Consider the following 25,201-nt stretch of genomic DNA (forward strand, 5'->3'; position numbering starts at 1 on the left):
TAATCTCGAGTTCAGTTGAAGGAGCAGGCGCGAACGCCTACTCGCTCTCCGCATCCAGCAACTGGACGTTAAGGCCCAGTGAGCGGATTTCTTTGACAAGCACGTTAAACGATTCTGGAATACCAGCTTCGAAGTTGTCTTCGCCTTTGACGATGCTTTCGTACACTTTGGTACGGCCTGCAACGTCATCAGATTTGACAGTCAACATTTCCTGCAATGTGTAAGCTGCGCCATATGCTTCCAGCGCCCAAACTTCCATCTCACCGAAACGCTGTCCGCCGAACTGTGCTTTACCACCCAGCGGTTGCTGTGTGACAAGGCTGTATGGCCCAGTTGAACGCGCGTGGATTTTGTCATCCACAAGGTGATGCAGTTTCAACAAGTATTTCACACCAACTGTAACCTTACGTGCGAATTGTTCGCCCGTGCGGCCATCAAACAGTACAGATTGACCAGATGTTTCGAACCCTGCACGTGTCAGCGCATCGTTCACATCAGCCTCTTTTGCACCGTCAAATACAGGTGTTGCGATTGGCACACCGTTGGTGACGTTACCCGCTGCTTCCAGCAATTCGTCTTGGGTCATGTCCTTGATGACTTCGTCATACAGATCATCGCCATAGGCGATTTTCATCGCTTCTTGGACAGGTGTCATGTCACCTGAACGACGATATTCTTTCAACGATTCATCAATGGATTTACCCAAACCGCGTGCGGCCCAGCCCATGTGAGTTTCCAAAATCTGACCAACGTTCATACGTGATGGAACGCCAAGTGGGTTCAGACAGAAATCAACAGGTGTACCATCAGCCAAGAACGGCATGTCTTCTTCGGGAACAACGCGTGAAATCACACCTTTGTTGCCGTGACGACCGGCCATTTTATCACCCGGTTGCAATTTGCGTTTCACCGCGATGAAAACTTTGACCATTTTCATCACACCGGGCGGAAGATCATCGCCGCGACGTACTTTTTCAACCTTGTCTTCAAAACGTGCTTCCAAAGATTTCTTTTGGATTTCGTATTGTTTGTTCAAGGCTTCCATTTCGGATGCGTCTTTGTCGTCTTCCAGTGCCAACTGCCACCACAAACCACGGCTCAGGCTTTCCAGCAATTCATCATCAATGGTTGAACCAGATTTGATGCCTTTGGGGCCTTTCACAGCCTTTTTGCCGATCAGCATGTCTTTGAGACGGGCATAGATGTTACGATCAAGGATATCGACCTCGTCGTCGCGGTCACGTGCAAGGCGTTCAACCTCTTCACGTTCGATTTGCAACGCACGTTCGTCTTTGTCGATGCCATGGCGGTTAAACACACGCACCTCTACGATTGTACCATAATCACCTGGTGGGACACGCAATGATGTGTCACGCACATCAGATGCTTTTTCACCAAAGATGGCACGCAGAAGTTTTTCTTCTGGTGTCATTGGGCTTTCGCCTTTTGGTGTGATTTTACCAACCAAGATATCCGCTGGGCCAACCTCTGCACCGATGTAAACGATACCCGCTTCGTCCAAATTACGCAGCGCTTCTTCGCCCACGTTTGGAATATCACGTGTGATTTCCTCTGGGCCAAGCTTCGTATCACGTGCAGCCACTTCGAATTCTTCGATGTGGACAGATGTGAATACGTCGTCTTTTACGATACGTTCTGAAATCAGGATCGAGTCTTCGTAGTTGTAACCGTTCCAAGGCATAAACGCGACGAGCACGTTTTTACCAAGCGCCAATTCACCGATATCTGTTGATGGGCCATCGGCCACAACTTCACCAGCAGTGACACGATCGCCAACCTTTACCAATGGGCGTTGGTTGATACATGTGTTTTGGTTTGAACGTTGGAATTTACGCAGACGGTAAATATCCACACCCGGATCGCCTGCTTCCATTGCATCGGTTACGCGCACAACGATACGCATCGCGTCAACTTGGTCGATGATACCACCACGGCGCGCCGTGATTGCCGCACCTGAATCGCGTGCAACAACTTGTTCAATACCAGTACCCACAAACGGTGCGTCTGCTTTTAACAATGGCACGGCTTGACGTTGCATGTTGGAACCCATCAACGCGCGGTTGGCGTCGTCGTTTTCCAAGAACGGGATCAAAGATGCCGCAACAGACACTAGCTGTTTTGGGCTAACGTCGATGTAATCAATACGCTCTGGTGGGTTCAACGCGTATTCGCCAGCTTCACGTGTTGACACGAGATCATTGGCAAATTTACCGCCTTCGTCCAATTGCGCGTTTGCCTGCGCAACAGTGAAACGCATTTCTTCGGTGGCGGACATGTATTGCACATCATCCGTAACCTTACCATCCTCGACTCGGCGGTATGGTGTTTCGATGAAACCGTATTTGTTCACACGTGCGAATGATGCAAGCGAGTTGATCAAACCAATGTTTGGACCCTCTGGCGTTTCAATCGGACACATACGACCATAATGTGTTGGGTGAACGTCGCGAACCTCAAAGCCTGCGCGTTCACGTGTCAAACCACCTGGCCCAAGCGCAGACAGACGACGTTTGTGCGTGACTTCTGACAATGGGTTTGTTTGGTCCATAAATTGTGACAATTGGCTGGAACCAAAGAATTCACGTACCGCAGCAGCGGCTGGTTTCGCATTGATCAAATCTTGTGGCATGATCGTGTCGATTTCGACAGATGACATGCGTTCTTTGATCGCGCGTTCCATACGTAACAGGCCAACACGATATTGGTTTTCCATCAATTCACCTACCGAACGCACGCGGCGGTTACCAAGGTGGTCGATGTCGTCAACGTCGCCTTTGCCATCACGCAGGTCAACCAGACCTTTGATCACGGCAATGATGTCTTCTTTGCGCAAAGTGCGTTGGGTGTCTTCTGCATCCAATTGCAGACGCATGTTCATTTTCACACGGCCAACCGCAGACAGATCATAACGCTCTGAATCAAAGAACAGGCTGTCGAACAATGCAGATGCTGCATCAACGGTCGGTGGCTCGCCTGGGCGCATCACACGATAAATATCCATCAACGCGGTTTCGCGGTTGAGGTTTTTATCAGCCGCCATAGTTGTGCGGATATATGGGCCTACATTGACGTTATCGATGTCCAAAGTTGGGATCGTTTTCACGCCCGCATCCAACAACGCATGGACTGTGCCGCCGATGATGTTGTCATCTTTGTCATATTCAACGGTCAATTCACCGCCTGCCTCGACATAGATTTCACCGGTTTCTTCGTTGATGATATCTTTGGCCGCGAAACGCCCGATCACGCCTTCATATGGCACCAACACGTCGGTTACTTTGCCTTCGTCGATCAGTTTTTTCACTGTGCGCGGCGTAACTTTCTTGCCCGCTTCTGCAATCACTTCGCCCGTTTTTGCATCTACGATATCAAGGGTTGGTTTTGTGCCGCGAACGCGTTCTGGGAAAAACTTGGTTTTCCATGCTTTTTTCTTGGCATCGTAAGTGTAATCAACAGAATCGTAATAGGCATCACAGATACCTTCTTGGTCCAGACCAAGTGCGTACAACAATGTTGTAACAGGCAATTTACGACGACGGTCGATACGTGCGTAAACCATGTCTTTTGCGTCAAATTCGAAATCCAACCATGAACCGCGATAGGGAATGATGCGGCTGGCGAATAACAATTTACCAGAAGAATGGGTTTTGCCACGGTCGTGATCAAAGAACACACCAGGTGAGCGGTGCATTTGGGATACGATCACACGCTCGGTGCCGTTCACAACGAACGTACCATTTGGTGTCATCAAAGGCATATCACCCATGAACACGTCTTGTTCTTTGATGTCTTTGACGGAACGCGCACCTGTGTCTTCGTCCACATCAAACACGATAAGGCGCAATGTCACCTTAAGCGGAGCGGAGTAAGTCATGTCGCGTTGCTGACATTCTTCAACATCGTATTTGGGTTTTTCCAGCTCGTATTTTACGAATTCCAAAACGGAAGTTTCGTTAAAATCTTTGATTGGAAATACGGATTGGAAAACACCATTGATGCCTTCGCCTGTCATTGGTTCTGGTTGATCACCAGAGCGCAAGAACAGATCGTAAGAGCTTTTCTGTACCTGAATAAGGTTCGGCATATCCAAAACTTCGCGGATTTTGCCATAATGTTTGCGGATTCGTTTAAAACCTGAATGCGTCTGAGCCATGCTCGTCTTCACCTCTTTATTGTCCACCTTGCACGGGCGTCGGGCACCGCCGTACAAAGGCCAACTGAACAAGGAAAATCCTATTCTTGCCAAGGTTCCCTACCCATGGCTCCCGAATTTTCCCTGTCTTTCAAGAGGTCTTGTGCAAAGGCCCCTAGAAAGACAGGATCGGCTGGCCCCACGAAACCGCGAGGCCAGCCTAATATTTTAGCGGGCTAGATGCCCAACTGAATTACTTCAGTTCGATTTCAGCGCCAGCTTCTTCAAGCTTCTTCTTGATTTCTTCTGCTTCAGCTTTGGTTGCGCCTTCTTTGACAGCTTTGCCGCCAGCTTCAACCAAGTCTTTTGCTTCTTTCAGACCCAAACCAGTGATCGCACGTACTTCTTTGATCACGTTGATTTTCTTGTCGCCTGCAGATTTCAGAATTACGTCGAATTCGTCTTTTTCTTCTGCAGCACCACCAGCGTCGCCACCAGCTGCGCCAGCAACCATTACAGCGCCACCAGCAGCAGGCTCGATGCCGTACTCGTCTTTAAGAAGTGTTTTCAGTTCTTGTGCTTCCAAAAGCGTAAGGCCTACGATTTCTTCTGCTAGTTTTTTAATATCAGCCATTTGATATGTTCCGTTTCAGTTTTAGTTCTGTTTCCAGTGATGTCATTTTCACGACACCGAATTACATTTGCAGTATGCTTATGCAGCCTTTTCTTCGATCGTTTCCAAGATGGAAGCGATGTTGGAAGCAGGCGCGCCAATTGCACCAGCGATATTCGAAGCAGGAGCACCAATACAGCCAACGATAGAAGCAATAAGCTCCTCGCGTGACGGCATAGCGGCAACAGCTTTGACACCGGCAACGTCCAATGCGTTCTCACCCATTGCACCCCCAAGGATAACGAGCTTGGCGTTATCTTTGGCATAAGCTTCCGTGACTTTCGCCGCGGCAACTGGGTCCTCTGAATAAGATAGGACAGTCATTCCATCCAACATGCCTGAAATGCTTTCGCATGGCTTGCCTTCAAGAGCGATTTTGGCGAGCTTGTTTTTGGCAACACGTACAAAACCACCCGCTTCGCGCATGCGCGCACGGAAGTCTTGCATTTCTGCAACTGTAATGCCGGCATAGTGAGATACTACGACAACACCAGAGTCCGTGAAGATTTGGCCAAGTTCATCGACCAGTGCTTCTTTTTGGGCTCTATCCACAGTGTTTCTCCAAATTTGAGGGGCAAAATTCACCCCCCGGCTCAGTTTCACTAACCCACCATATTCGCGGCAGATCAGCAGTTAGGGTCCGTTCCGGTTCCCTCCCAAAATCACCCGAAGGCGAAAATTGTTCGGTTCCCATCTCAGGCAGGAGATTAAGCTGTTTGTAGCAGCACCCACCGTCTCGGACAGTTGACGACAATCTTGCGATCCCCGTCATATCTGCTGGCGCTTGCACGCCAGCAAAATTCATTAACCTTTCAGGAAGGCATCAACATCCAAAGTAACGCTTGGGCCCATTGTGGACGACAAAGCGATCTTTTTCATGTATGCGCCTTTGGCACCTTCTGGTTTTGCTTTTTGAACAGCAGCAACAAACGCTTTTACGTTTTCAGCGAGTTTTGCTTCGTCAAATGATGTTTTACCAACACCTGCGTGCACAACGCCTGCTTTTTCAACTTTGAACTGGACTTCGCCGCCTTTGGCAGCTTCGACAGCGGCCTTAACGTCCATTGTCACTGTACCAACGCGTGGGTTTGGCATCAGGTTACGTGGACCCAATACTTTACCAAGACGACCAACAACGGCCATCATGTCAGGTGTTGCGATACAACGATCGAATTCGATCTTGCCGCCCTGAACGATTTCCATCAGGTCTTCTGCGCCAACGATGTCGGCACCCGCTGCTTTTGCTTCTTCTGCTTTTGCATCACGTGCAAAAACCGCAACGCGCATTGTTTTACCTGTGCCATTTGGCAAGGATACAACACCACGAACCATTTGATCAGCGTGACGTGGGTCAACACCCAAGTTCACAGCAATATCAACTGTTTCGTCAAATTTTGCATTTGCGTTGCCTTTAACCAAAGCAACAGCTTCTTCAACAGTAACTGCAGATTTGCCAGCAAATGCTTCGCGTGCTGCGGTTGTTCTTTTACCGTGTTTCGCCATTACTTCACCTCGATGCCCATTGAACGGGCAGAACCCATGATGATTTTCATCGCAGCGTCGATATCGTTTGCGTTCAAATCTTTCATTTTCGCTTCTGCGATTTCTTTCACTTGTTTCGCAGTCACTGTGCCAACGATTTCGCGGCTTGGTGTTTTCGCACCAGATTTCAGTTTCGCTGCTTTTTTCAAGTAGTAAGACGCAGGTGGCGTTTTGATGTCCATGGTGAAAGATTTATCAACGTAATACGTGATAACTGTTGGGCAAGGTGCGCCCGCTTCCATTTCCTGTGTTTTTGCGTTGAACGCTTTACAGAATTCCATGATGTTAATGCCGCGCTGACCCAGCGCAGGACCAACGGGTGGTGATGGGTTGGCTTGACCTGCAGGAACCTGCAGTTTCATCGTGCCAGCAACTTTTTTAGCCATTATGGCCTCCTTTAGCTCCGATCATTTGGGCCGCGTGCCCATCTGATCAATTTGGTGTGGTGCGGTTTGGATCACGCGTGATCCGCTCCTCCCACATGCACAACACTAGGTTTGTTTATTCACCTGTGTGTATTCGAGTTCGACCGGGGTTGCCCGACCAAAGATTGATACGGAAACTTTCAAGCGGGCGTTTTCTTCGTCCACCTCTTCCACGGTGCCAGCGAAACCCTCGAACGGGCCGTCGGTGACGTTTACCTGTTCGCCAACTTCGTAGGCGATCAAAGTGCGTGGATTTTCCGCGCCTTCCTCAACTTGGTTAAGGATATAACTTACTTCTGAATCGCGCATCGGGCTTGGTTTACCTGGTTGCCCCAGAAAACCCGTCACACGGTTGGTGTTGTTGATCAGGTGATAACCTTTTTCGGTCATCTCCATACGCACCAAAATATAACCTGGCATAAAGCGACGCTCGACATTGTATTTCTTGCCGCGGCGCACTTCGACCACTTCTTCGGTTGGTACAAGGACCTGTTCGATTTCGTCTTGCAAGCCTTCTTGCTCGACTGCCTCGTCGATCGCTTCTTTTACTTTCTTTTCGTAATTCGAAAGTACGCTTACCGAATACCACCGTTTTGCCATAATGCTCGACGCCTTCTTAAGGACGGGCAAACCGCCCCAAAAACCATTGTTAAACAATCAGTTACCTGATTGCCGACCGACAATAAAAAGGCGCGCAAACCGAATCGCTGCGCGCTAATCTACTGTGGATTACAGGCGTTTAAACCCAAAACCGTTTGAATTCAACCGCCTATCCCAAGAATTCCGTTCAAACCCAACTTTACGATTTGATCGACGATAAAAAAGAAAGTTGCCGCAAAAAACGCCATGATAAAAACCATGATTGTTGTGATTGTGGTTTCACGGCGGGTTGGCCAAACAACTTTGGCGACTTCTGCGCGGACTTGCGCAATAAAGGTGAGCGGGTTTGTGCGTGCCATTTGGCGGCTCCTTGATCTGATCAAGCGTTTAATTACGAGTCTTTGCGAGGGAATTCAAGGGGCAGCACAGATATGTGAAACCGCCCCCGTTGAATTTGCCCTAAACGGTCAATGTGGCATCCACAGCGCGTTTCCAGCCTGCGTATTTTTCTGCGCGGGTGGTTTCATCCATATCGGGTGTGAATTTGCGATCAAGCGCCCATGATTTTGCGAAATCTTCTTTGGACGGGTAAATCCCCGCACGCATCCCTGCAAGCCATGCCGCGCCCAATGCGGTTGTTTCCAATACCTTTGGGCGATCAACGGGCGCACCGATAATGTCGGACAAAAATTGCATCGCCCAATCTGATGCGCTCATCCCGCCATCAACGCGCAATGTGCTATCGTTTACTTCGCCTTTCCAATCGGCGTGCATTGCTTCCAACAAATCGCGGGTTTGGTATCCGACACTTTCAAGCGCTGCACGTGCAAATTCGGCTGGGCCAGAATTACGTGTCAGACCATAGATCGCACCGCGACATTCCGCATTCCAATAGGGTGCGCCCAACCCCGTAAACGCAGGCACCATAATCACCGTTTGATGATCATCCGCTGATTCCGCCAGCGGTTGGGTTTCTTTGGCATCGCGAATGATTTGCAATCCATCGCGCAACCATTGCACAACCGCACCTGCGATAAATATCGACCCTTCCAGCGCATAGGTTGGTTTGCCATCCAATTGATAACCAATCGTGGCCAGCAATCGGTTTTGCGACACAACAGGTGTATCACCCGTGTTCATCAATGCAAAACAGCCCGTACCATAGGTCGATTTCATCATCCCCGGTTCAAAACAGGCCTGTCCGATGGTGGCGGCCTGTTGATCCCCCGCAACGCCCAAAATGGGAATTTCACGGCCAAACAGATCGGCTCGGGTCATGCCAAAATCAGCGGCGCAATCTTTGACCGTTGGCAACATTTCCATCGGGATATCCAACAGATCGCAGATGGTTTTGCTCCAGCGGCCTTTGCGGATGTCATATAACAATGTGCGTGCGGCATTGGTGGCATCGGTCACATGTTCGCGCCCACCCGTTAATTTCCAGATCAAAAATGAATCGACCGTGCCAAACAGCAATTCACCCGCCGCCGCGCGATCACGTGCCCCATCAACATGATCCAAAATCCATTTTAATTTCGTGCCCGAAAAATATGGGTCCAACAACAGACCCGTTTTTTCGGTGAACATATCCTCGTGCCCAGCGTCGCGCAACTCGCGACAATAATCGGCCGTGCGTCGATCCTGCCAGACGATGGCGTTATAAATCGCCTTGCCGGTTTTGCGATCCCAAACAACGGTGGTTTCGCGCTGATTGGTGATGCCAATTGCCGTGATGTCTTTTTCAGACAATCCTGCGCGTTCAATCACATTGCGACAGGTGCCCGCGGTCGTAGACCACAGATCGCTTGGGTCATGTTCCACCCACCCTGAATCGGGGAAATGTTGTTCAAATTCCTCTTGTGCCGTTGCGGTGATTTCCATGTTGGAATCAAATAAAATTGCGCGGCTAGATGTGGTTCCCTGATCAATGGCAAGAATATGGGTCATGGCGTACCTTTGAAATCTAAAAGAAGCGGCCCTTGCATCAACAAGAGCCGCAGATTGGCAAGACATAAATCTGATCAAATCCAATGTGATGTCAAGCCACGAGAGGAGGAGTTGTCGGGGCGCGAACGCCCCAGACAATGCTTATTTCCAAGACGCGATCAAATCGTCATAGCTCACGGTTTTTGGCTCTTCGTCTTCGTTTGCCAGTTTCGCCTTTGGCGCACCTGGTTCAGCCAACCATTCTGCTGGATCACGTGGTTCGTTCAATTTTGGACCAAGATCACCTTGAACGCCTGCGCGTTCTAGACGTTCCAAAACACGTTCCTGTTCTTCACAAAGTGAATCCAATGCCTCTTGTGGTGTTTTCGCACCTGACATTGCATCACCGATGTTCTGCCACCACAACTGTGCCAGTTTTGGATAATCAGGAACATTGGTACCTGTTGGTGACCACTGAACGCGTGCTGGTGAACGATAAAATTCAACCAAGCCACCCAATTTTGGTGCGCGTTCGGTAAAGCTTTCGTGCTGAACTGTGGATTCACGAATGAATGTCAGACCAGTGTGTGCTTTCTTCACGTCAACGGTTTTGGATGTGACGAATTGTGCATATAACCAAGCGGCCTTTGCACGGTCAACAGGTGTTGATTTCATCAATGTCCATGAACCCGCATCTTGGTAACCAATTTTGGTACCTTCGGACCAATATGCACCGTGTGGTGATGGCGCCATACGCCATTTTGGCGTGCCGTCTTCGTTCATCACAGGCAGATCTGGTTCCACAGATGCCGCAGTAAACGCAGTGTACCAGAACATTTGTTGCGCAACATTACCTTGGGCCGGAATTGGGCCAGCTTCGCTAAATGTCATACCAGCCGCCGCAGGTGGAGAATATTTTTCCAACCATTCGATGGCTTTGGTCACAGCATAAACCGCTGCTGGGCCGTTGGTGGCACCACCGCGTGCAACACATGAACCAACGGGTTGTGAATTTTCATTCACGCGAATACCCCATTCGTCCACTGGCAAACCGTTTGGTTCACCCTTGTCGCCAGCACCTGCCATTGACAACCACGCATCGGTGTAACGCCAACCCAATGATGGGTCTTTTTTACCGTAATCCATGTTGCCATAAACCTCGCCTTCAACGCCCAGACGTGACAAGTCACGACCTGTGAAGAATTCAGCGATGTCTTCATATGCAGACCAGTTTACAGGAACGCCCAAATCATAGCCGAATTGCTCTTTGAAATCGGCTTTGTTTTGTTCGTCGTTGAACCAATCATAACGGAACCAATAGAGGTTCGCGAATTGCTGTGTTGGCAATTGGTACAGTTTATCATCAGGACCGGTTGTAAAGGACAAGCCGATGAAATCATCCAGATCCAATGTCGGGCTGGTGACATCTGCACCTTCGCCTGCCATCCAATCCGTCAGGTTGCGCACCTGTTGATAACGCCAGTGTGTGCCGATCAAATCGGAATCGTTGATGTAACCATCATAGATGTTTTCACCAGATTGCATTTGCGTTTGCAGCTTTTCAACCACGTCGCCTTCGCCGATCAAATCATGGGTTACTTTGATCCCTGTGATTTTTTCAAACGCTGGCGCCAACACTTTGGATTCATATTCATGTGTTGTGATGGTTTCGGATACAACCTTGATTTCCATGCCAGCGAATGGTTTCGCCGCATCAATCAGCCATTGCATTTCTGCTTCTTGATCTGCACGGCTTAGCGCGGACAGATCACCGATTTCAGCGTCCAAGAAAGACTTGGCAGCATCCATATCCGCAAACATTGGCGTTGCAAGCATGCTAACTGCAAGCCCCATCGCCGTTGTGGATTTAAGATTAAAGTTCATTATGTACCTCCCAAAAAGAACTTTGATGACGAGATGGGCGCAAAGGCCCAGCCCAAGAAACGCCCAATCAAACCCAGCGGAAAACGCCCACTGCGTAGATCAGACAAACGATAAGCGCAAAGGGTTGCGATGCGCCAACCAGCCCAAGCCATGCCAAATTGATAAAAGCAGAGCCCAGTAGCGTGATGAACAGACGATCACCCCGCGTGGTTTCGATCCGCAAAACACCAAGCCGTGGCGTTTCGGGGAATTTGATTGCCAGTATGGTGAATGTCACCAAAATACAGGCGATGATTACAAAAAACAGTGCGGTCGGGGTTGTCCATGCCATCCATGCCATTTGCAAATCCTCCTGTTAAACCCGCCCAAGGGCGAAACCCTTGGCGATATAGTTGCGAACGAAATAGATCACCAATGCACCAGGGATAATCGTCAGAATACCCGCCGCCGCCAGCACGCCCCAATCAAGACCGGATGCAGACACTGTGCGCGTCATTGCAGCCGCGATTGGTTTAGCCTCGACACTGGTCAGGGTGCGTGACAACAACAATTCCACCCATGAGAACATGAAACAGAAAAACGCCGCCACACCGATGCCAGATGCAATCAATGGTGTGAAAATCTTGATGAAAAAGCGCGGGAATGAATACCCGTCAATATAGGCTGTTTCATCAATTTCTTTGGGAACGCCGCGCATGAAACCCTCTAGGATCCACACCGCCAATGGGACATTGAACAAACAATGCGCCAAGGCCACAGCGATATGTGTGTCAAACAATCCAACCGATGAATACAGTTGGAAAAACGGCAGTGCAAACACCGCAGGGGGTGCCATGCGATTGGTCAACAGCCAGAAAAACAGATGTTTGTCACCCATGAATGAATAGCGGCTGAACGCATAGGCCGCGGGCAATGCCACCACCAATGAGATCACCGTATTCATCACCACATAGATCAATGAATTGACGTAACCCATATACCACGATGCATCCGTTAAAATGGTCGCATAATTGGCAAATGTCAGGTTACGCGGCCAGATTGAAAACACGCTGAGGATTTCCTCGTTGGTTTTCAGGCTCATGTTCAACAGCCAATAAATCGGCAAGAGCAAGAACACCAAATAAAGCGTCATCACAATCGCGCGCGAGTTGATGCGAGGTTTTTTACCAGAATGTGCCATTATACACCGTCCCGTTTATCTAGGTTGGTCATCACTGTGTAGAATACGTATGAAATCAACAGGATCACCAGATAGTACATGATTGAAAACGCAGCCGCTGGCCCCAGATCAAATTGGCCAAGTGCCATTTTCACCAGATCAATCGACAAGAATGTGGTGGAGTTACCTGGCCCACCGCCCGTTACAACAAACGGTTCGGTATAGATCATGAAACTATCCATAAAGCGCAGCAAGATCGCGATCATCAAAACGCCCTGCATTTTTGGCAATTCGATAAAGCGGAACACTTTCCAACGGCTTGCCTGATCGATTTTTGCAGCTTGGTAATAGGCATCGGGAATGGATTGCAAACCCGCATAGGCCAGCAATGCCACCAATGATGTCCAATGCCACACATCCATCACGATCACCGTGACCCACGCGGCAAAGCTATCTTGGGTATAGTTATAGGCAAAGCCAAGTTTATCGAGCGTATAACCCAACAGGCCAATATCAACGCGCCCAAAGATTTGCCAAATTGTGCCAACCACATTCCATGGGATCAACAATGGCAGCGACATCAACACCAAACACAACGATGCCCAGAAACCCTTTTTGGGCATGTTCAAGGCAATAAAAATGCCAAGCGGGACTTCGATCGCAAGGATGATGAGCGAGAATATAATCTGACGGCCCAGCGCATCATGCAGACGTTCAGAATGCAACAATTCTTCGAACCATTCCAAACCTGCCCAGAAAAATTGGTTATTGCCGAATGTATCCTGAACGGAATAATTCACCACGGTCATCAAAGGGATCACGGCGGAAAACGCCACCAAGATCAACACGGGCAGGATCAGAAACCATGCCTTTTGATTAACAGTTTTTTCCATTACGCCGCCTCCCCTTTGACGCGCCAATCATTGGCGTAAACATTGATCCCCGCAGGATCGAACACAACGCGGTTCATATCTGCGCCAATTTCTTGGCCTTCGTCGGCGATAATGTTGATTTCTTGGCCCTTGTAATCGGCGCGTACAATTTTGTGACGCCCGACATCCTCAATACGTGTGATGTTGATGGGCAAACCTTCGTTACCCGTTCCCAAACGAGTGAATTCAGGGCGCACGCCCACCTGTGTTTTGCCATCAATTGCGCCGTATCCTGCACCCAAATCAATTTGCGTGCCTGCGATATTGGCATGACGCCCCGCGATTTCGGCATCCAGAAAATTCATCCCCGGTGAACCGATGAAATAACCCACGAATGTATGTTCAGGTGTTTCAAATAATTCTTGGGGTGTGCCCATTTGCACAACGCCACCGTCATACATCACCACCACCTTATCGGCGAAGGTCAATGCCTCTGTCTGATCGTGGGTCACGTAAATCATCGTATGACCAAAATCATGGTGAAGCTGTTTTAACTGTGTGCGCAATTCCCATTTCATATGGGGGTCAATCACGGTGAGCGGTTCATCAAACAACAATGCGTTCACGTCTTCGCGCACCATGCCACGACCAAGGCTGATTTTTTGTTTCGCATCAGCGGTCAGACCGCGTGCCTTGCGATCCAGTTCAGCCTCCATCCCGATCATTTCACCGATCTGTTGCACGCGCTGTGCAACATAAGATGCATCCGCACCGCGATTGCGCAGTGGAAATGCCAAATTATCACGCACGGTCATTGTGTCGTACACCACAGGGAACTGAAACACCTGTGCGATGTTGCGTTCGGCGGTGGGTTGATCTGTTACATCCACATCATTAAACAAGATGCGCCCTTGTGAAGGTTGCAACAGACCAGAGATGATATTCAACAACGTTGATTTCCCACAACCAGACGATCCCAGCAATGCATATGCCTCGCCATCCACCCATTCGTGGTTCAATTCTTTGAGCGCATAATCATCTTCGCTGCTTGGGTTGGGCAGGTATGAATGTGCCAAATTTTCCAGTGTAATTTTTGCCATTTCCCGCCTCTATGCCGCTGTTGCGTATGATGCGGGGGCGACAAGTGCGCCATTGGCATCAAACATGTAAATATACGATGGGTTCAGATACACAGGCAGCGCTGCGCCCAGTTCCAAATTCTGCACCCCGTGGATCAACCCAACCCAGCGATCACCATGGTGATCAAGATGCACAAATGTTTCGGAACCGGTAATTTCGGTCACAACCAATTTTGTATCAAATTCCAGATCGGATTTTGCCGCGCGTTTCAATTCCACATGATTTGGACGGAACCCCGCCGTGTATTGCCCATCGGCCAGATCCGCCATCGCACCCGTTGCCGATGCCGATTGCCCATCACCAAACGATAGCTTTTTACCCGCCTTGGTCACAGATAAGAAATTCATCGGTGGATCGGAAAACACACGCGCAGTGGTGGCATCAATTGGGTTGCGATAAACGGTTGGGGTTTCGTCAAATTGGGTTACGCGCCCTTCCCATAATGTGGCGGTGTTCCCGCCCAGCAACAATGCCTCTTCTGGTTCTGTTGTAGCGTATACAAATATGCTGCCAGCCTCTGCGAAAATCTTGGGGATTTCAGCGCGCAATTCTTCGCGCAATTTATAATCAAGGTTCGCCAGTGGTTCATCCAACAACACCAGCCCCGCATCCTTGACCAAAGCACGCGCAAGAGCGCAGCGTTGTTGTTGCCCACCAGACAATTCAAGCGGTTTGCGATCCAACATTGGGGTAAGCTGCATCAAATCGGCGGTTTTGCGTACAGCCGCATCAATTTCCGATGCTGATTTACCCAATAGGCGCATTGGAGATGCGATATTGTCGTAAACTGTCATGGATGGGTAGTTGATGAATTGTTGATACACCATCGCAACCTTGCGATCCTGCACACGCATGCCCGTAACATCATCACCATTCCAAATGATGCGCCCCGTATTTGGCACATCCAAACCCGCCATCAGCCGCATCAGGGATGTTTTCCCCGATAATGTCGGCCCAAGCAGCACATTCATCGTGCCCTTTTGCAATGTCAAATCGGTGGGGTAAATGTGCGTTTGCCCATTCACAACCTTTGACACGCCTTTTAATTCCAAAGTCATCTTTGCCTCCCAACAAAGTTAGCTTGCGATGGTGATATCCCCATCGGCATTCGCGCCACTTTGCATCCATGTATTCAAATTCGAAATTTCATCCGCGCTCATGCGCAGCCCTAAACGCGACCGCCGCCAGACAACATCCTCTGCGGTTTGTGCGTATTCTTTGTCCATCAACCAGCTGATTTCACGCGCTGTTAGGGTTGCACCAAATGCAACACCCAGATCATCCGCCACCTTGGCGTCACCCAAAATTTGTGCGGCTTCTGTGCCATAGGCTTTGATCAAACGACGCGCCCAGAAATCATCAAGAAAATCGTAATCACGTTTCAGGTTTGCAATTAATGCATCCACACCATCAACGGGAAAATCACCCCCTGGCAATGCAACGCCCGCTGTCCACCCATCCGATGTATTTTCAAAATACGGGGTGATTTTTCCCAGCGCATGTTCTGCCAGTTTTCGATAGGTCGTAATTTTACCGCCGAATACATTCAATATTGGCGCATGCCCATCCGCATCGTCAATCTTTAAAACATAATCGCGCGTGGCCGCGGTGGCCGAAGTTGCGCCATCATCGTACAATGGGCGCACACCTGCATATGTCCAAACGATATCTTCACGTGTGACAGATTTTTCAAAGTATTGCGATGCAAATTTGCATAAATAATCCGCCTCTGCATCGGTGCAGTGGGGTTTATCATTTGGATCAGTATGATCGGCATCTGTAGTACCAATCAGCGTGAAATCATTTTCATACGGAATTGCAAAAATAATGCGCCCATCTTCGCCTTGGAAGAAATAGCATTTATCATGATCAAACAATTGGCGTGTGACGATATGGCTTCCGCGGACAAGGCGCACACCCTCATTCGATTGCACATGTGCTGTGTCTTGCAGAACCTTTTTCACCCATGGCCCACCTGCATTGACCAACATGCGGGCATGAATTGTTTTGGATTCACCTGTGTTTTGATCGGTTACATCCACCTGCCATATGCCATCGATACGTTTGGCTGATGTGACTTTGGTGCGGGTCATGATTTTTGCACCGCGCGCCTGTGCATCACGCGCGTTTAACACCACAAGACGTGAATCTTCGATCCAGCAATCGGAATATTCATATGCTTTGGAAAATCGTTTCTGCAAAGCCTGACCGACAATATCTGTTTTCAGATCAACGGTGGTTGTCCCAGGCAATATTTTTCGCCCACCAAGATTGTCATATAAAAACAAACCAAATCGGATAAGCCATGCAGGACGACGCCCCTTCATCCACGGCATGATCACGCTTAACATTCGCGAAATCGGCGTTTCGCCTTCGAACCGCATATCCTTGTGATAGGGCAACACGAAACGCTTGGGCCAGCTGATATGAGGCATGGCACGCAGCAATGTTTCGCGTTCTTTTAACGCTTCGCGCACCAAGCGAACCTCAAAATATTCAAGATATCGCAATCCGCCATGAAACAATTTTGTCGATGCCGATGATGTGGCAGAGGCCAGATCGTTCATTTCAGCCAAGGTCACAGATAACCCACGGCCCACCGCATCACGCGCGATGCCACAGCCATTGATGCCCCCACCAATGATGAACACATCTGTCATTTCACGATTGTGCAGCGAATCTGTCACCCATACCTCCCAAGTGTGGTGATGAGCATTGATGAAACACCTGCAATGTTCCTTTGTCAACGAAAAATGTTCGTTTATGTTCGTTTGTGAACTTGACCAAAACGTCACGAATATCGTGAATTTGATGGAGAATTCTTGCAAACCACACAAAAGAAAACATATTCTGTTAAACACCATGCAGGAGAACAGACGTGTCACAAAGTTTTCGCCATCCAGATATTCTTAAGGCCGCGCGCGCCGAAGGCAAAGTGACCGTTGATGGCTTGGCCGAAAAATTCGGCGTCACCTTGCAAACCATTCGCCGCGATCTGTCCGAATTGGCCGATGCGGGGAAATTGGAACGCGTGCATGGCGGTGCGATATTGCCATCTGGTGTATCCAACATCGGATACGAGGAACGCCGCCAATTAAACGCCGAGGCCAAAGCCAAAATCGCAAAGGCCTGTGCAGCAAGCATCCCCAATGGTTCATCTGTTTTCATCAACATCGGCACCAACACAGAAGCCGTGGCACGTGAATTGCTGTTTCACAAAAACCTGATGGTTGTGACCAACAATATGAATGTCGCCAATATCTTGGTTGATAACGCGGATTGCGAAATCGTAGTGGTTGGCGGTAGTTTGCGCCGATCCGATGGCGGGTTGATTGGCAATCTGACCATCCGTGCAATTGAAATGTTCAAATTTGATCTGGCGATTATTGGGTGTTCTGCACTGGACGATGACGGTGATATTCTGGATTTCGACATCCAAGAAGTGGGCGTCAGCCAAACCATCATTCGCCAAGCACGCAAAACATTTTTGGTATCAGATCATTCAAAATTCAAACGCAGCGCACCGATACAAATCGGATCACTTGGCGCGATTGATACGTTTTTCACGGATCAAAAATTGCCGGCACCTTTGGCAAAGAAATGCAAGGAATGGGGTACGACCATCACCCTACCCTAGCTGTTTTTCAATCCTTTGATCGGCACTTTGAGCATTGGATTGCCATCCTTATCGGCCGGAACATTTCCCGCACGCATATTCACCTGTAATGATGGAATAATCAGTTTGGGCATGGCCAAGGTTGCATCGCGCTGTGTGCGCATTTTCACAAAATCCGCCTTGGTTTTTCCATCGCCAACATGAATGTTGTTTTTCCGCTCTTCGCCCACGGTGGTTTCCCATGCAATGTCGCGACCATTCGGGCCGTAATCGTGGCACATAAACAGACGCATATCATCGGGTAGCGACAGAACCTTTTGAATTGAATCATATAATTCTGACGCAGAGCCCCCGGGAAAATCGCAACGCGCAGAACCACCATCTGGCATAAACAACGTATCCCCGACAAATGCCGCATCGCCAATCACATGCACCATACAGGCCGGCGTGTGCCCAGGGGTGGCAATGGCAAATGCGTTCAATTCACCAATTGTATAGGTATCACCATCGGCGAATAGCGCGTCAAACTGGCTTCCGTCGCGTTCAAATTCCGTGCCTTCGTTAAAGATTTTGCCAAAGGTATCTTGGATCACGGTGATTTTGTCTCCAATCCCCATTTTCCCACCCAGCTGTTGTTGGATATAGGGTGCCGCCGAAAGGTGATCCGCATGAACATGGGTTTCGATAATCCATTCAAGGGTCAGGTTATTTTCACGGATATATGTAATGATCGCATCGGCGTGTTCATATGTGATTTCACCCGCGGCATAATCAATATCCATCACCGTATCATAGACCGCACAGGCCGATGTTGCGGGATCTGTCACCACATAAGAAATAGTATTCGTACCCTGATCAAAGAATCCTTTGATCAGGGGTTTTTGGGTCATATCAACGGGATAGTCATACATTATATGCTCCTGTTTTGATTATATTTTGGCCTTGGACATCAGGCCGTTTTTCAACGCGCGCGCCACCAAAATACCCGCGATCATCGCGATGGTGAAAATGAACACTTCGGATTTCAGGCTGCCGATGGCGGGAATTGATGCGCCGGGGCAAAAACCTGCGATACCCCAGCCAATGCCAAACACGGCTGCGCCGCCAATTAACTGTGTGTCAATTTCGTTGCGCGTAGGGATGCTGAACTTGGTTGCGAATATGGGGTGATGGCGACCAAACACAATGCGATACCCGATCATTGTGGTGATCAATGCCCCACCCATCACAAATGCCAATGATGGGTCCCAAGTGCCAGCGATATCAAAAAAGTTCAAAACCTTGGCTGGATTGATCATGCCAGATATGGAAATGCCCAAACCAAAAACCAGCCCAATGATAATATAAGAAATGTTTTTCATCATACTGCTCCGATCAGGTGGCGAATGACATAAACCGTTGCGATGGCCGTGATCATGAATGTGATTGTTGCCACGATGGAACGTGGTGAAAATCGTGCAATGCCACAAACCCCATGCCCCGATGTGCAGCCTGCGCCAAAGGTCACACCGATCCCAACCAAGAAACCACCGATGATAATCGCAGGTGTTGTGATCGGCACATCAATTGCGGGCATTACCCCTGTAAACAACACATAGACAACGGGTGCGGCGATCATACCAAGGATCACAAGAATGCGCCAAACCTGTTCCTGACCACGTTCAACAATAGCGCCCGCCAATATACCCGTGGCACCAAAAATGCGCCCATGCATGAGCATCAACAAAACAGCGGCAAACCCGATCAGGACGCCCCCGAATAATGATGCATATGGAGTGAATGCTGTTTCCATCTGATTATACCTTTTCTTGTGGTGTTGTGGCGCGTTCCAGCGGCAGGATACGTTCCAAAAGTTGTGATTTATTGGCAGAAATATCAGCGATTGTCAGTGCATCAAACACCGCAATAAATGCCGACATCGCGCGTTGCATCGCTTCGGACAAACGACACATCCCGATCAAGGGACACGTATTGGTTGTAGCGTTAAAACATTCGACCAATTCAAATGATCCTTCGGTCAGGCGCAAAACATCGCCCACCACAATTTCATCCGCCCCGCGCGCAAGCCGAAATCCACCCGCACGCCCACGTACCGTTTCAAGATACCCAGCACGCCCCAATTCATGTACGATTTTTACAATGTGAGGGCGCGATAATTTATGGACGCGCACCACATCATCCACCCGCACCAAATTTGGGTGGTGTAATGCCGCCATTTGCAATGAGCGCAGGGCGTAGTTTGAATAGCTCGACAATTTCATACTGTGACGATCAACCACTGTGGCAAGTTGTTTCTGCGACAATAAGTTATATTTGAAATGTGGCTTTTACAAGTGTTAATAACCGAACTGATACCAAACAAAGGGAACAGCTATGTTTGATTCATTTTCGGCGGAAATGCTGGCGCGAATGCAATTTGCGTTCACCATTTCATTTCACATTATTTTCCCGGCCTTTTCCATCGGGCTGGCGAATTTTTTAGCAGTGCTAAATGCGCTTTGGCTGGCCACGGGCAATGATACATACCGTGTATTATTTGATTATTGGAAAAAGATTTTCGCCGTGGCATTCGCCATGGGCGTGGTTTCGGGCATCACCATGTCCTATCAATTTGGCACGAACTGGTCAGTGTTTTCAGACAAGGCTGGCCCTGTCATTGGGCCTTTAATGGCCTACGAAGTGTTATCGGCATTTTTCCTAGAGGCTGGATTTTTGGGGATCATGCTATTTGGGCGCGAACGTGTGGGGCATAAATTGCACATGTTCGCCACCGCTATGGTGGCCTTTGGCACATTAATGTCCGCAACATGGATTTTATCGGTGAATTCATGGATGCAAACCCCCGCTGGATTTGCCATGAATGACCAAGGTCAGTTTATACCAGAGGATTGGTGGGCCATCGTGTTCAACCCATCCTTCCCTTATCGTCTGACACATATGGTGATTGCGGCGTTCCTGACCACATCATTTGTGGTGGGGGGTGTTGCGGGCTGGCATTTGCTGCGCGATCACACCAATGCCGCCACGCGCAAAATGTTTTCCATGGCGCTCTGGATGGCTGCGATTGTTGCACCCATTCAGATTTTTGTGGGCGACATGCATGGGCTGAATACGTTGGAGCATCAACCCGTCAAGGTCATGGCGATGGAAGGCCATTTTGACAGCCACCCAGATGGTGCGCCATTGATCCTGTTTGGCATCCCAAACGAGGCAGAAAAGCGTGTTGATTACGCCGTGCAAATTCCAAAACTGTCGTCACTGATTTTGAAACACCATCTGGATGCGCCCCTTGATGGGTTGGATACGATTGATGATGCGGATGAACCGCCCATCGCCATCGTATTTTTCAGCTTTCGCATCATGGTGGGCATTGGTTTTGCCATGCTCGGCGTTGGGATCTGGAGCCTGTGGGCGCGGTATCAAGGGCGTCTTTATGATGCGAAATGGCTGCACCGCGTTGCCGTCATCATGGCGCCAAGCGGTTTTGTTGCCGTGCTTGCGGGCTGGATCACAACAGAGGTCGGGCGCCAACCGTTCACGGTTTATGGATTGCTGCGCACCAGTGAATCGCTCGCCCCCGTGGCCGCGCCCGCCGTCGCCACATCATTGATCGCGTTTATCATCACCTATTTTTTCGTCTTTGGCGCAGGTACATTTTATTTGTTACGCCTGATGTCATACGTGCCCGAAAACAACCCATTCCCCGGTGAACCAAAGGAGATCGCACATGTTTGACCTTGCAGATATCTGGGCCGCGATTATCGCATTTGCCGTACTTACATATGTAATCATGGATGGGTTTGATTTGGGGATTGGGATTCTATTCCCATTCTTAAAAACCGAACACGAACGCGATTTGGCGATGAATTCTGTGGCCCCCGTTTGGGATGGCAACGAAACATGGTTGGTGATGGGTGGTGGCGGATTGCTCGCGGTTTTTCCATTAGCTTATGCCATCGTATTACCCGCACTATACATGCCGATCACGTTGATGTTGCTGGCGTTGATTTTTCGCGGGGTGGCGTTTGAATTTCGCTGGCGCACCAAACGCTGGAAACCCGTTTGGGATGTTGCGTTTATTGGTGGGTCTACCACCGCCGCATTTTGCCAAGGCATCGCGCTTGGCGCATTGGTGCAAGGTATCAAGGTTGCCGATCGCGCCTATGCCGGTGGTTGGTGGGATTGGTTATCACCGTTTTCTATCCTGACAGGATTTGCAGTTGTGATCGGTTATGCGTTGCTGGGTGCGACATGGTTGGTGATGAAAACCGAAGGCGATATAAACGCACAGATGCGCAAATATGCGACCCCCCTTGCCATCGGAACATTGGCGTTAATCGGTGTGGTCAGCTTGCTGACCCCATTGCAAAATCCTGTCTATTTTGAACGTTGGTTCACTTGGCCACAAATGGGGTTCAGCATGATTGTGCCCGCCTTATTGTTATGCGCCACTTACGTATTATTCAAAGGATTGAGAAGTGGCAAAGACGTGTCTCCATTTCTGGCAAGCCTATCGATTTTTATCCTGTGTTTCGCAGGGATCGGGATAAGCTTTTATCCAAATATCATCCCACCGTCCCTGTCCATCCAAGAGGCCGCCGCACCCGACAGCAGCCTTGAATTTGCGCTGGTCGGCACGGTGATTTTATTGCCGTTAATCTTGGGTTATACGGCATATGCCTATTGGGTGTTTCGCGGCAAAATGGACCCTGATGAAGGATACCATTAATGGCACATAAATCATGGAAACAAATCGCGTGGTTTGTCGCGCTTTGGCTGGCCAGTGTTGCTTGCCTGTCGGTTGTGGCATTCGTAATCAAGCTATTTTTGTAATCGCTTTGCGTTGCGCCAACAGATTTTGAAACCAATACCATGAATCCTTGGGTGTGCGTGCGTGCGTTTCAAAATCCACATGGACCAAGCCAAAGCGTTCTTTGTATCCAAACGCCCATTCAAAATTGTCCAACAACGACCACGCATAATATCCGCGCAGTGCCACTCCATTTTCGCGTGCCTTTAACGCCGCTGCGATATGGGATTGAAAATAGGAAATGCGCTGTTGATCCGACACCCCACCAGCACTGATACGATCATGTGATGCCATGCCATTTTCGGTAACATACAACGGCAAATTGGGTGCGTAATCATCATGAATACGTTGCAAAAAAAAGGTTAAACCTTGGGGGTAAATTTCCCAATTCATTGACGTTTTTTCCAACGGCCCATGCGATGTTTTACCATATGGAAACATGCCCGTGTTGTCATCGTAGACGATTGCACGGGTATAATAATTCAAGCCAAGCCAATCAATTTCTTGGCTGATGCTTGCCATGTCATCTTGCCAATTTGGGGGCATATGCGGTTCTAGATATGGTAAAATATCATCTGGATATTGGCCTTTGCAAATTGCCGAAATGAACCAGCGATTATAAAGCCCGTCATAAATTTTCGCCGCACGCAAATCCGCATCATTTTCGCTGGCGGCTTGGGCATATTCCATATTCAACACAATACCCAGATTTTTGACGTTTTGCGCACGTAATGCGGACATCCCTGCGCCATGTGCAGCAAGGATGTTATGCATCGCCAATGCCGCCGATTTTAAATCAGTTTTACCCGGCGCATGATGCCCCAAAAAATGTGAAAGCCATGCGATGCACCACGGTTCGTTGATCGTGGCAACATGATCCAATCGATCACCAAACGCGGCACCAACGGATTGTGCAAAATCACCAAAGTGATCCGCCGTGTCGCGATTTTCCCAGCCCCCGTTTGCGGCAAAACGCGCGGGTAGATCCCAATGATAGAGCGTCGCACTGGGTGATAGCCCACGTTCCAACATGCCATCAATCAAGCGATCATAAAAATCAAAACCTTCGGGATTTTTCGCACCTTCTGGAAACAAACGTGGCCATGAAAATGAGAAACGATAGCTGTCAAAACCTGCGTCTTTGATCAAATCTAAATCCGACTGCCAGTGATGAAAATGATCACAGGCAATCACACCCGTTTCACCATTGGCGGTGCCGCCTGATTTCGCAAAGCTGTCCCAATGGCTTTTGCCGCAACCACCAAAGTTTGTGCCTTCGATTTGATAAGCTGCAGTGGCAACCCCCATGGTGAAATCACACGGTATCCGCATTATATTTTCATCCCTGTTGATTTCCCAACCACCAATTCAGGTTCCCAAATTTCCGTTGAAATTGCCAAAGGATCATCAACCGCTGCCATCATCATATGTGCAACCCGTGTGCCCGCGCGGTACAATGATGAACGTAAACATGTAATTTGCGGCACGGCCGCATGGGTGCCCAAGAAACCAAAATCATCGTCAAATGTGACGACAGAAATATCTTTGCCCGCGATCAGACCCGCATCAGCAATTGCACGCATAACTCCCAACGCCACCAATTTTGACGCACATAAAAACGCAGTTGGTGGATTGGGCAGTGGTAATATTTTGGTGGCAACCTCGTATCCGTAAACCTCTGACATATCTTGTGAAAACATCAGTTCTGGGCGCGCGGGGATGGCCGCGCGTTGCAAGCCGGTTAAAAAACCCATGCGCCGTTTATTGGCGAAATCCATGTTTTCCATTCCGTTCAACAACGCAATATCGCGATGGCCAAAATCCACCAAAAATTGGGTTGCGCGTTCAAACGCGCCTTCGTTGTCAACATCCAGATAATTATAGGGCTGGGTCGCCCCCGCACTGCGCCCATGCACAACAAAGGGCACGCCCAATGTTTGGAGCAAATCAATGCGTGGATCATCCACCAATGGCCCTTGCAAAACAAACCCATCAACGCGATTTGATTTCACCAATTTGCGATAGGTTGCGAGTTCTTCGTCTTGGGCACAAATTTTCATCACAATATCAATGCCAAAGTCCGCATATGCAATTCCGACACCTGCCATGAAATCGGAAAAATGCGGGTTAATCATTTGATGGTTCCCCAGTGGAATAATATGCCCAATTGCACCCACCTTGCCCGTGGCCAACCCCCGCGCAGATTGGGATGGCATATAACCATGAACTTTCGCCGCTTCGATCACGCGCTGACGGGTTTTTTCCGACACTTCGGGAAATCCGTTAAGGGCACGGCTTACGGTTGTTTGTGACAACCCAAGATATGATGAAAGCTCTTTTAGATTCATTTTTCCAAAGCGATTAAAATTTTCCAAACAGCATTAGACGTTCGCACAACCAA

At 49.1% G+C, this 25,201-nt stretch carries 25 protein-coding genes; 4 read left to right on the top strand and 21 right to left on the bottom strand.

All coding sequences use genetic code 11. The annotated features are described in order from the left end of the window. Positions 1 to 37: 37 nt before the first annotated feature. The 15 genes from rpoB to glpD form a co-directional block, all read right to left on the bottom strand. Entirely contained in the window at positions 38 to 4,174 is a 4,137-nt protein-coding gene (gene rpoB / locus BFP76_RS05185) for a DNA-directed RNA polymerase subunit beta (protein WP_099592127.1), read from the bottom strand. 232 nt (positions 4,175 to 4,406) lie between these two features. Continuing rightward, the gene (gene rplL, locus BFP76_RS05190) at positions 4,407 to 4,787 is read right to left on the bottom strand and encodes a 50S ribosomal protein L7/L12 (protein WP_099592128.1); all 381 of its coding nucleotides are present in this window, start codon (positions 4,785 to 4,787) and stop codon (positions 4,407 to 4,409) included. A 78-nt stretch (positions 4,788 to 4,865) separates the two neighbouring features. Continuing rightward, positions 4,866 to 5,378: a 50S ribosomal protein L10 gene (gene rplJ, locus BFP76_RS05195; RefSeq protein ID WP_099592129.1), complete on the bottom strand. Its 513-nt coding sequence runs from the start codon at positions 5,376 to 5,378 to the stop codon at positions 4,866 to 4,868. A 252-nt stretch (positions 5,379 to 5,630) separates the two neighbouring features. Then, positions 5,631 to 6,329 (bottom strand): 50S ribosomal protein L1, encoded by a 699-nt coding sequence (gene rplA / locus BFP76_RS05205; RefSeq protein WP_099592131.1) that lies wholly within the window; start codon positions 6,327 to 6,329, stop codon positions 5,631 to 5,633. Beyond that, positions 6,329 to 6,754 (bottom strand): 50S ribosomal protein L11, encoded by a 426-nt coding sequence (gene rplK, locus BFP76_RS05210; protein ID WP_099592132.1) that lies wholly within the window; start codon positions 6,752 to 6,754, stop codon positions 6,329 to 6,331. The genes rplA and rplK overlap by 1 nt, the downstream gene beginning before the upstream one ends. 105 nt (positions 6,755 to 6,859) lie before the next feature. Next, the gene (gene nusG / locus BFP76_RS05215) at positions 6,860 to 7,393 is read right to left on the bottom strand and encodes a transcription termination/antitermination protein NusG (protein WP_099592133.1); all 534 of its coding nucleotides are present in this window, start codon (positions 7,391 to 7,393) and stop codon (positions 6,860 to 6,862) included. Between the two features lie 161 nt (positions 7,394 to 7,554). Further along, positions 7,555 to 7,752, bottom strand: coding sequence for a preprotein translocase subunit SecE (gene secE / locus BFP76_RS05220; protein ID WP_099592134.1), 198 nt, complete (start codon positions 7,750 to 7,752; stop codon positions 7,555 to 7,557). Positions 7,753 to 7,852: 100 nt separating this feature from the next. Further along, positions 7,853 to 9,340: a glycerol kinase GlpK gene (gene glpK / locus BFP76_RS05225; protein ID WP_099592135.1), complete on the bottom strand. Its 1,488-nt coding sequence runs from the start codon at positions 9,338 to 9,340 to the stop codon at positions 7,853 to 7,855. Positions 9,341 to 9,481: 141 nt separating this feature from the next. Continuing rightward, positions 9,482 to 11,203 carry an ABC transporter substrate-binding protein gene (locus tag BFP76_RS05230; protein WP_099592136.1) on the bottom strand — a complete coding sequence of 574 codons (1,722 nt, stop codon included), beginning with the start codon at positions 11,201 to 11,203 and terminating at the stop codon, positions 9,482 to 9,484. Positions 11,204 to 11,270: 67 nt separating this feature from the next. Next, positions 11,271 to 11,543, bottom strand: coding sequence for a DUF2160 domain-containing protein (locus tag BFP76_RS05235; protein ID WP_099592137.1), 273 nt, complete (start codon positions 11,541 to 11,543; stop codon positions 11,271 to 11,273). Between the two features lie 15 nt (positions 11,544 to 11,558). Further along, positions 11,559 to 12,383: a carbohydrate ABC transporter permease gene (locus BFP76_RS05240; RefSeq protein WP_099592138.1), complete on the bottom strand. Its 825-nt coding sequence runs from the start codon at positions 12,381 to 12,383 to the stop codon at positions 11,559 to 11,561. Then, positions 12,383 to 13,255, bottom strand: coding sequence for a carbohydrate ABC transporter permease (locus BFP76_RS05245; RefSeq protein WP_099592139.1), 873 nt, complete (start codon positions 13,253 to 13,255; stop codon positions 12,383 to 12,385). The genes BFP76_RS05240 and BFP76_RS05245 overlap by 1 nt, the downstream gene beginning before the upstream one ends. Beyond that, positions 13,255 to 14,334 carry an ABC transporter ATP-binding protein gene (locus BFP76_RS05250; RefSeq protein ID WP_099592140.1) on the bottom strand — a complete coding sequence of 360 codons (1,080 nt, stop codon included), beginning with the start codon at positions 14,332 to 14,334 and terminating at the stop codon, positions 13,255 to 13,257. Before BFP76_RS05250 ends, BFP76_RS05245 begins: the two co-directional genes overlap by 1 nt. Positions 14,335 to 14,343: 9 nt before the next feature. Then, positions 14,344 to 15,432, bottom strand: a complete 1,089-nt coding sequence (locus BFP76_RS05255; RefSeq protein WP_099592141.1) for an ABC transporter ATP-binding protein — start codon at positions 15,430 to 15,432, stop codon at positions 14,344 to 14,346. 18 nt (positions 15,433 to 15,450) lie between these two features. Beyond that, on the bottom strand, positions 15,451 to 17,034 hold the full coding sequence (glpD, locus tag BFP76_RS05260) for a glycerol-3-phosphate dehydrogenase (RefSeq protein ID WP_099592161.1): 1,584 nt from the start codon (positions 17,032 to 17,034) through the stop codon (positions 15,451 to 15,453). Positions 17,035 to 17,252: 218 nt separating this feature from the next. On the opposite strand from glpD, the gene BFP76_RS05265 reads away from it, so the two are divergent. After that, positions 17,253 to 18,011 carry a DeoR/GlpR family DNA-binding transcription regulator gene (locus BFP76_RS05265; protein WP_099592142.1) on the top strand — a complete coding sequence of 253 codons (759 nt, stop codon included), beginning with the start codon at positions 17,253 to 17,255 and terminating at the stop codon, positions 18,009 to 18,011. On the opposite strand, the gene BFP76_RS05270 is transcribed toward BFP76_RS05265, so the two are convergent. The 4 genes from BFP76_RS05270 to BFP76_RS05285 are packed head-to-tail and all read right to left on the bottom strand — an operon-like array spanning position 18,008 to position 20,293. Then, positions 18,008 to 18,901: an MBL fold metallo-hydrolase gene (locus BFP76_RS05270; RefSeq protein WP_099592143.1), complete on the bottom strand. Its 894-nt coding sequence runs from the start codon at positions 18,899 to 18,901 to the stop codon at positions 18,008 to 18,010. The two genes, BFP76_RS05265 and BFP76_RS05270, sit on opposite strands and share 4 nt — an antisense overlap. Positions 18,902 to 18,919: 18 nt before the next feature. After that, positions 18,920 to 19,351 (bottom strand): DUF6691 family protein, encoded by a 432-nt coding sequence (locus tag BFP76_RS05275; RefSeq protein ID WP_099592162.1) that lies wholly within the window; start codon positions 19,349 to 19,351, stop codon positions 18,920 to 18,922. Next, the gene (locus tag BFP76_RS05280) at positions 19,351 to 19,782 is read right to left on the bottom strand and encodes a YeeE/YedE family protein (protein WP_240513985.1); all 432 of its coding nucleotides are present in this window, start codon (positions 19,780 to 19,782) and stop codon (positions 19,351 to 19,353) included. The genes BFP76_RS05275 and BFP76_RS05280 overlap by 1 nt, the downstream gene beginning before the upstream one ends. A 4-nt stretch (positions 19,783 to 19,786) precedes the next feature. Next, positions 19,787 to 20,293: an RrF2 family transcriptional regulator gene (locus tag BFP76_RS05285; RefSeq protein WP_240513986.1), complete on the bottom strand. Its 507-nt coding sequence runs from the start codon at positions 20,291 to 20,293 to the stop codon at positions 19,787 to 19,789. Positions 20,294 to 20,363: 70 nt separating this feature from the next. On the opposite strand from BFP76_RS05285, the gene BFP76_RS05290 reads away from it, so the two are divergent. The 3 genes from BFP76_RS05290 to BFP76_RS05300 are packed head-to-tail and all read left to right on the top strand — an operon-like array spanning position 20,364 to position 22,823. Next, the gene (locus BFP76_RS05290; protein WP_099592146.1) at positions 20,364 to 21,725 is read left to right on the top strand and encodes a cytochrome ubiquinol oxidase subunit I; all 1,362 of its coding nucleotides are present in this window, start codon (positions 20,364 to 20,366) and stop codon (positions 21,723 to 21,725) included. Next, on the top strand, positions 21,718 to 22,719 hold the full coding sequence (gene cydB, locus BFP76_RS05295) for a cytochrome d ubiquinol oxidase subunit II (RefSeq protein WP_099592147.1): 1,002 nt from the start codon (positions 21,718 to 21,720) through the stop codon (positions 22,717 to 22,719). Before BFP76_RS05290 ends, cydB begins: the two co-directional genes overlap by 8 nt. Beyond that, complete coding sequence (locus BFP76_RS05300; RefSeq protein WP_099592148.1) at positions 22,719 to 22,823, top strand: DUF2474 family protein; 105 nt, start codon at positions 22,719 to 22,721, stop codon at positions 22,821 to 22,823. The genes cydB and BFP76_RS05300 overlap by 1 nt, the downstream gene beginning before the upstream one ends. Here the strand turns inward: BFP76_RS05300 and BFP76_RS05305 are convergent. Continuing rightward, the gene (locus BFP76_RS05305; protein ID WP_099592149.1) at positions 22,807 to 24,132 is read right to left on the bottom strand and encodes a GH1 family beta-glucosidase; all 1,326 of its coding nucleotides are present in this window, start codon (positions 24,130 to 24,132) and stop codon (positions 22,807 to 22,809) included. The genes BFP76_RS05300 and BFP76_RS05305 overlap by 17 nt on opposite strands. Then, positions 24,132 to 25,148: a substrate-binding domain-containing protein gene (locus BFP76_RS05310; RefSeq protein WP_099592150.1), complete on the bottom strand. Its 1,017-nt coding sequence runs from the start codon at positions 25,146 to 25,148 to the stop codon at positions 24,132 to 24,134. Before BFP76_RS05310 ends, BFP76_RS05305 begins: the two co-directional genes overlap by 1 nt. Positions 25,149 to 25,201 lie beyond the last annotated feature (53 nt).

This window comes from Paramylibacter kogurei, from assembly GCF_002742285.1.
GTDB classification, from domain to species: Bacteria; Pseudomonadota; Alphaproteobacteria; order Rhodobacterales; family Rhodobacteraceae; genus Amylibacter; species Amylibacter kogurei.

Bases quoted from the DNA above. Each gene is read 5' to 3' on its own strand.
- rpoB (WP_099592127.1), bottom strand. From the start codon at position 4,174: ATGGCTCAGACGCATTCAGGTTTTAAACGAATCCGCAAACATTATGGC.
- rplL (WP_099592128.1), bottom strand. From the start codon at position 4,787: ATGGCTGATATTAAAAAACTAGCAGAAGAAATCGTAGGCCTTACGCTT.
- rplA (WP_099592131.1), bottom strand. From the start codon at position 6,329: ATGGCGAAACACGGTAAAAGAACAACCGCAGCACGCGAAGCATTTGCT.
- rplK (WP_099592132.1), bottom strand. From the start codon at position 6,754: ATGGCTAAAAAAGTTGCTGGCACGATGAAACTGCAGGTTCCTGCAGGT.
- nusG (WP_099592133.1), bottom strand. From the start codon at position 7,393: ATGGCAAAACGGTGGTATTCGGTAAGCGTACTTTCGAATTACGAAAAG.
- secE (WP_099592134.1), bottom strand. From the start codon at position 7,752: ATGGCACGCACAAACCCGCTCACCTTTATTGCGCAAGTCCGCGCAGAA.
- glpK (WP_099592135.1), bottom strand. From the start codon at position 9,340: ATGACCCATATTCTTGCCATTGATCAGGGAACCACATCTAGCCGCGCA.
- BFP76_RS05230 (WP_099592136.1), bottom strand. From the start codon at position 11,203: ATGAACTTTAATCTTAAATCCACAACGGCGATGGGGCTTGCAGTTAGC.
- BFP76_RS05235 (WP_099592137.1), bottom strand. From the start codon at position 11,543: ATGGCATGGATGGCATGGACAACCCCGACCGCACTGTTTTTTGTAATC.
- BFP76_RS05240 (WP_099592138.1), bottom strand. From the start codon at position 12,383: ATGGCACATTCTGGTAAAAAACCTCGCATCAACTCGCGCGCGATTGTG.
- BFP76_RS05245 (WP_099592139.1), bottom strand. From the start codon at position 13,255: ATGGAAAAAACTGTTAATCAAAAGGCATGGTTTCTGATCCTGCCCGTG.
- BFP76_RS05250 (WP_099592140.1), bottom strand. From the start codon at position 14,334: ATGGCAAAAATTACACTGGAAAATTTGGCACATTCATACCTGCCCAAC.
- BFP76_RS05255 (WP_099592141.1), bottom strand. From the start codon at position 15,432: ATGACTTTGGAATTAAAAGGCGTGTCAAAGGTTGTGAATGGGCAAACG.
- glpD (WP_099592161.1), bottom strand. From the start codon at position 17,034: ATGACAGATGTGTTCATCATTGGTGGGGGCATCAATGGCTGTGGCATC.
- BFP76_RS05270 (WP_099592143.1), bottom strand. From the start codon at position 18,901: ATGTATGACTATCCCGTTGATATGACCCAAAAACCCCTGATCAAAGGA.
- BFP76_RS05275 (WP_099592162.1), bottom strand. From the start codon at position 19,351: ATGAAAAACATTTCTTATATTATCATTGGGCTGGTTTTTGGTTTGGGC.
- BFP76_RS05280 (WP_240513985.1), bottom strand. From the start codon at position 19,782: ATGGAAACAGCATTCACTCCATATGCATCATTATTCGGGGGCGTCCTG.
- BFP76_RS05290 (WP_099592146.1), top strand. From the start codon at position 20,364: ATGTTTGATTCATTTTCGGCGGAAATGCTGGCGCGAATGCAATTTGCG.
- cydB (WP_099592147.1), top strand. From the start codon at position 21,718: ATGTTTGACCTTGCAGATATCTGGGCCGCGATTATCGCATTTGCCGTA.
- BFP76_RS05300 (WP_099592148.1), top strand. From the start codon at position 22,719: ATGGCACATAAATCATGGAAACAAATCGCGTGGTTTGTCGCGCTTTGG.
- BFP76_RS05305 (WP_099592149.1), bottom strand. From the start codon at position 24,132: ATGCGGATACCGTGTGATTTCACCATGGGGGTTGCCACTGCAGCTTAT.
- BFP76_RS05310 (WP_099592150.1), bottom strand. From the start codon at position 25,148: ATGAATCTAAAAGAGCTTTCATCATATCTTGGGTTGTCACAAACAACC.